2 protein-coding genes are annotated in these 1,826 nt (G+C 44.0%); both read right to left on the reverse strand.

The genetic code is table 11. The features are described 5' to 3' along the window. Window positions 1–31: 31 nt before the first annotated feature. Window positions 32–250: an MbtH family protein gene (locus AACT52_RS03450; protein ID WP_073629396.1), complete on the reverse strand. Its 219-nt coding sequence runs from the start codon at window positions 248–250 to the stop codon at window positions 32–34. 181 nt (window positions 251–431) lie between these two features. Then, window positions 432–1,733 carry an MFS transporter gene (locus AACT52_RS03455; RefSeq protein ID WP_073629398.1) on the reverse strand — a complete coding sequence of 434 codons (1,302 nt, stop codon included), beginning with the start codon at window positions 1,731–1,733 and terminating at the stop codon, window positions 432–434. Window positions 1,734–1,826 lie beyond the last annotated feature (93 nt).

Here is a 1,826-nt window from a genome sequence, read left to right on the forward strand (position 1 = left end):
ATTGATCTCAAGTTAAATTTAATATTTAGCTTTATTGTGCTGATTTTTCCATTTGCTGACGCAGGCTAAGTGGCCTCATATCAGTCCATACTTCCTTTATGTAAGCTAGGCATTCTGCCTTTGTCCCGCTTTTACCAACATCTGTCCAACCAAGAGCATTTTCCCGGTCGGCAGACCAAATTGAATACTGTTGTTCGTCATTTACGACAACTTTGTAGATAGTTGTGTCTTCTTGGTCATTCCAATTCATAATCACTCCAAAAATTACAGAGACTTTGCTTGAGCCAGCCCGATGACTGCTATTGAAGTGCAAAACTGGCAGTTATAAGCGGTTCTTACTTGAGTGCAATACATCAAGAAATAAGAACCACAGATGGACACGGATGGACACAGATAAATAATTACTTCATTCAAACGAGAAGCGCTATATTTTACTGGGAGATTACATTTGGTAGCTCGGATTCGACCAGTCGCAAGCGCGGAGAAAGATAGCTGGTAACAGTTGCTACAATCAAGAAGATTCCCATGATGATGAAGAACAAGCCAATGCCACGTCCCGGTCCGACACCAATTATCTTTCCAACACTTCCAGCTAACGGTCCATTGACGGTAAGCAGTGGCTCAAACACTAGGTCAGCTAGCGGTCCAGCAACTAGATAAGCAAGCAGTAGGGAGAAATTGATGAGCATTCCGTTCACGGCGAAAACTCTTGCCTGCAGATTAAGCGCAACTTTACTCTGCATAATGGCTTGCTTAGAACTAATAATGATCGGCAGACTGAAGAAGTGAAGGAAAATAGCAACAGTACACAGCACAACATCAGGACGCAGCCCAGCTAGCAGCATACATAACCCGCCTAACACCATAAACCCAAGTACGTTATATATGCGACGCTTGCCTCCACCCCAAGTGCTGATGAATGCCGTGCCGAGTAGCATACCGGTGCCACCGATGGACAGCATTATGCCAAGTACAGAGGTTGAGGTAAAGGAAAGGAACAGTGGTGTTGATAGCACAATGGTAGTTCCTTCAACAAAATGGTAGACACAGAAAAGAATCGATAACCAGAACAAACCACGGCGACTTGTGATATAATTCCAGCCTTCCAAGGTATCATTCCAGAGTATGCTTCTTTTCGACATTTTGGCTTTTGTCGTAGTTCCAGATTTAGTTCCAGGTTTGGGTAGCCGAACCAGCAAAAACATCACAACGCAGAAAACGAAGCTAATTCCGTTAAGTATAAAGACACCTTTAATCTGAATGGTCGCTAACAGAAAACCTCCTAGCACTGGTGAAATTAGCTGCGAGACGGCTAGTGCTACTTGGAACATACCATTAGCACGAACTAAATGCTGCGGTGGTACAAGCAGTGGGATTACAGCATTATAAGCAGGCCACTGCAAGGCGTTGAAAGCGGAGCTAGCAGCAGTTGCCACGTAGATGTGCCAAATTTCAAGATGTCCAATATAAAGTAGCACTGCGATCGCAAGGATGCTCAACCCAGCTCCACAATTGCTCAAAACTATTATCTTCCGTCGGTTGCGCCGATCTCCAAGCGAACCCGCAACTGGGGAGAAGATCATGGCTGGTACCAGAGTAAGCACAGACATCAGCGCAAACTGAGTAGCTGATTTCGTATTTTCATACACCCATATACTTAAAGCAAAGTTAGTAACACCAGAGCCAAGGAGCGATACCAGTTGTCCAATCCAAATGATTATAAAGGTCTGCATTTTTTAATTGCTGAATTATCTGCCTGTACCTGCTCAATGCAGCTTTTCAATTGTTCTGCCAGAACTTGAACGTTCGGTTTGCCAAGTGATTTT

Source organism: Scytonema sp. HK-05 (assembly GCF_963872035.1).
Classification (GTDB): Bacteria; Cyanobacteriota; Cyanobacteriia; order Cyanobacteriales; family Nostocaceae; genus Kalymmatonema.